This window comes from Actinomadura sp. NPDC048032, from assembly GCF_040653175.1.
Taxonomy (GTDB): Bacteria; Actinomycetota; Actinomycetes; order Streptosporangiales; family Streptosporangiaceae; genus Spirillospora; species Spirillospora verrucosospora.
In genome coordinates, this window is sequence record NZ_JBEZJP010000566.1 from 1 (window position 1) to 4,109 (window position 4,109).

General features: G+C 73.7%; 3 protein-coding genes. 2 read left to right on the plus strand and 1 reads right to left on the minus strand.

Features of this window, described 5'->3' with window-relative positions:
* Positions 1-74: 74 nt before the first annotated feature.
* Positions 75-1,703 carry a glucose-6-phosphate isomerase gene (pgi, locus tag AB0C69_RS38995; protein ID WP_345186768.1) on the minus strand — a complete coding sequence of 543 codons (1,629 nt, stop codon included), beginning with the start codon at positions 1,701-1,703 and terminating at the stop codon, positions 75-77.
* Between the two features lie 260 nt (positions 1,704-1,963).
* Here pgi and AB0C69_RS39000 point away from each other — a divergent pair, with 260 nt between their 5' ends.
* Both AB0C69_RS39000 and AB0C69_RS39005 read left to right on the plus strand, forming a co-directional pair.
* Positions 1,964-2,983, plus strand: a complete 1,020-nt coding sequence (locus tag AB0C69_RS39000; RefSeq protein ID WP_360361161.1) for a beta-propeller fold lactonase family protein — start codon at positions 1,964-1,966, stop codon at positions 2,981-2,983.
* An 83-nt stretch (positions 2,984-3,066) separates the two neighbouring features.
* The coding region (locus AB0C69_RS39005; RefSeq protein ID WP_360361164.1) for an aldehyde dehydrogenase family protein at positions 3,067-4,109 on the plus strand (1,043 nt) is incomplete at its 3' end.

The window sequence follows — 4,109 nt, forward strand, 5'->3', positions numbered from 1 at the left end:
CGCGCGCCTGACGGCGAAGGGAAGGGCCCGCCGGTCGACCGGCGGGCCCTTCCGCGCGTCCCGGACCCGCCGGGTCAGACGCTGCGGCCCCGCAGCTCGCGGTACCTGCGCACGAGCGCGCCGGTGGACGGGTCGGGCGCGTCCGACGGCGGCTCCTGCGAGGTGAGCGCCGGGGCGAGGTCCATCGCCATGACCTTGCCGAGCTCGACACCCCACTGGTCGAAGGAGTCGATGCCCCAGATCGTCCCCTCGACGAAGACGATGTGCTCGTAGAGCGCGACGAGGGAGCCGAGGGTCTTCGGGGTGAGCTTCGGGGCGAGGATCGTGCTGCTCGGCCGGTTGCCCGGCATGACCTTGTGCGGGACGACCGCCGCGGGCGTGCCGTCGGCGGCGATCTCCTCGGCGGTCTTGCCGAACGCGAGCGCCGAGCTCTGCGCGAGCATGTTCGCGATGAGCAGGTCGTGCATCCCCTCGCGGTCCTCGAACGGCTCGGCGAAGCCGATGAAGTCCGCGGGCACGAGCCGGGTGCCCTGGTGCAGCAGCTGGTAGAAGGCGTGCTGGCCGTTGGTGCCGGGCTCGCCCCAGAAGATCTCGCCGGTCTGCGCGATGACCGGCGCGCCGTCGGCCCGCACCGACTTGCCGTTGGACTCCATCGTGAGCTGCTGGAGGTAGGCGGGGAACCGCGACAGCCGCTGGCTGTAGGGCAGGACGGCCCGGGTCTGCGCGCCGAAGAAGTCGGTGTACCAGACGCCGAGCAGGCCCATCAGCACCGGCATGTTCGCCTCGAACGGCGCGCTGCGGAAGTGCTCGTCGACCTCCCGGAACCCGGCGAGCATCTCGCGGAACGCCTCGCCGCCGATCGCGATCATCAGTGACAGGCCGATGGCGCCGTCGAAGGAGTAGCGCCCGCCCACCCAGTCCCAGAACCCGAACATGTTGGCGGTGTCGATGCCGAACTCGGCGACCCGCTCGGCGTTGGTCGACACGGCGACGAAGTGGCGGGAGACGGCGTCGTCGCCGAGCCGCTCGGTGAGCCACCGCCGCGCGACCTTGGCGTTGGTGAGGGTCTCCAGCGTCCCGAACGTCTTGGAGCTGACGACGAACAGCGTCTGCTCGGGGTCGAGGCCGGCGAGCTTGCCGAGGATGTCGGCCGGGTCGATGTTGGAGACGAACCGGCAGGAGACGCCCGCGTCGGCGAAGTCGTGCAGCGCCTCGTAGGCCATGGCGGGACCGAGGTCGGAGCCGCCGATGCCGATGTTGACGACGGTCGTGATGCGCTTGCCGGTGGAGCCCGTCCACTCCCCCGACCGGACGCGGCCGGCGAAGTCGGCCATCCTGTCCAGGACGGCGTGCACGTCGGCCGCGACGTCCTGCCCGTCCACCGTCAGGGCCTCGCCGGGAGGCAGCCGCAGCGCGGTGTGCAGGACGGCGCGGTCCTCGCTGACGTTGATGTGCTCCCCGCCGAACATCGCCTCGATCCGGGCGCGCAGGCCCGCCCGCTCGGCGAGCGCCGTGAGCAGCGTCAGGGTCTCGCCGGTGACGCGGTGCTTGGAGTAGTCCAGGTACAGGTCCCCCGCGGTCACGGTCATCCGGTCGGCGCGCCCCGGGTCCTCCGCGAAGAGCTCGCGCAGGTGCCGCCCGGCGATCGCCGCCTGGTGCTCGGCCAGCGCGGTCCATTCGGGCGACTCGGTGATATCAGCCATTGCCTCTCTCATCTCCTCGTGGGGGCGGGGGCGTACCCCCGCGGGCGGGCGCCGAACGTCCCCCGGGCACCGCGCCGCTCCCACGGCGATCATAGATTCGACCGCGCGTGACCGTATCAGGGCCGTCCCCGCGCGCGCAGCGATCCGCGAGCGCCCGGGGCCGCGCCGGCCGCACCGCCCGCCGGGGGCGATCATGATCGGGACTAGGCTCGCCCTCGGCCGCCGTGGACGGGCGGATCGCGTTTCGAGGGGAGTGCCGGGTGGGCGAGCGGGCGTTCTGGGTGGGCACGTACACCGGCGCGGCAGGCGACGGCGCCGGGATCTACCGGGTCGTGCGGGGGGCCGACGGGACGCTGCGGGCCGACGGGCTCGCGGCGGAGGCGGTCTGCCCGTCCTACCTGGCCGTCCACCCCTCGAAGGACGTTCTCTACGCGGTCAGGGAGGAGGACCGCGGCGCGGTCGCGGCCTATGCGGTGGCCGGAGCGCGGCTGGAGGAGATCGGGGCACGGGAGGCGGGGGCGCTGCCCTGCCACCTGTCCGTGTCGCCGGACGGCGGGCGCCTCCTCGTCGCCGACTACGGGTCCGGGACGGTCCGGGCCTACCCGCTGGGTCCCGACGGCGGTCTCGCCGGGGATCCGGACGTGGTGGAGGGGCACGGCGGCGGGCCGAGGGCCGACCGCCAGGAGGGCCCGCACGCCCACATGACCGTCCACGCCCCCGACGGGACGATCCTGGCGACCGACCTGGGCGCGGACCTCGTGCGGTCCTTCCGCGTCGAGGGCGGCGCCCTGCGGCTCGCCGGGGAGACGGCCCTTCCGGCCGGGTGCGGGCCGCGGCATCTGGCCGTCCACCCGAGTGGGCACGTGCACGTCCTGGCGGAGCTCGCCGCGTCCGTCCTCGTCCTGAGCCCCGCCGGCGGGTACGCGGGCCTGGAGGTCGTGGCGGAGTCGCCCGCGACGGCCGGGCCGGCGGGCGGCGCCGCCCAGGGCGCGGCGATCAAACTCGGCGACGGCGGCCGGTACGTCTACACCTCCATGCGCGGCACGGACGTGGTGACGGCCCACCGGGTGCTGGACGGCGGCGCGGCGCTGGCGCCGGTCGCGGACGTCCCCTCCGGCGGGCACTGGCCGCGCGACCTGCACGTGGACGGCGAGTGGATGCACGTGGCGAACGAGCGCAGCGACGCGGTCGCGACCTTCCGGATCGGGCCGGACGGCGTCCCGGCACCGGTGGGGCCGCCCCTGCGCGTCCCCTCGCCGGTGTGCGTGATCCCCGGCTGAGCACCGGTCCGCGCGGGCGTTTCCTGCGGGCCGCCTCGGGCACGTCCCGGGTAACGAGCCGGACACCCAGGGAGCATCCCGACATGACGACGATCGCCACGACCAACCCCGCGACGGGCGAGGTCGAGAAGACCTTCGACGCGCTGACCGACGAGGAGGTCGACCGGCGCGTCGCACGGGCGGCGGACACGTTCGCCTCCTACCGCACGGTCCCCGTGGAGCGGCGGGCGGAGTGGATGAACGCCGCGGCGGACGTCCTCGACCGGGAGGCCGACCAGATCGGCGCCATGCTGACCACCGAGATGGGCAAGACGCACAAGGCGGCGGTGGCGGAGGCGCACAAGTGCGCGAAGGCGTGCCGCTACTACGCCGAGCACGCGGCGGAGTTCCTGGCCGACCGGCGCCCCGCCGACCCGGCGGACGTGAACGCGCGGGACGCCTACGTCCGCTACCAGCCCCTCGGGCCCGTGCTGGCGGTCATGCCGTGGAACTTCCCGCTCTGGCAGGTGATCCGCTTCGCGGCCCCCGGGCTGATGGCGGGCAACGTCGGGCTGCTGAAGCACTCCTCGAACGTCCCGCAGACGGCGCTGTTCCTGGAGGACCTGTTCCGCCGCGCCGGGTTCCCCGAAGGCGCGTTCCAGACGCTGCTGATCGGCTCGGCGAAGGTCGAGCGGGTGCTGCGCGACCCGCGGGTGAAGGCCGCGACGCTCACCGGCAGCGAGCCCGCGGGGCGGTCGGTCGCCGCCATCGCCGGGGACGAGATCAAGCCGACCGTGCTGGAGCTCGGCGGCAGCGACCCGTTCGTGGTGATGCCGTCCGCCGACCTGGAGGCCGCGGCGCGCACGGCGGCGGAGTCCCGCTGCCTCAACAACGGGCAGAGCTGCATCTCGGCGAAGCGGTTCATCGTCGACACCGGCTGCGCCGACGAGTTCGAGCGGCTGTTCGTCGAGCGGATAGGCTCTTCCTGGGCTGGACCTTTCTCTGGGCCTTCGTCGACAAGCTCTTCGGCCTCGGCAAACCCACGGAGAAGGGCTGGCTGGACGGCGTCTCGCCGTCCAAGGGCTTTCTCAGCCATGCCGAGGGCCCGTTCAAGGAGGTCTTCCACGCGATGGCCGGGAGGTCGAGG

Bases quoted from the DNA above. Each gene is read 5' to 3' on its own strand.
- pgi (WP_345186768.1), bottom strand. From the start codon at position 1,703: ATGGCTGATATCACCGAGTCGCCCGAATGGACCGCGCTGGCCGAGCAC.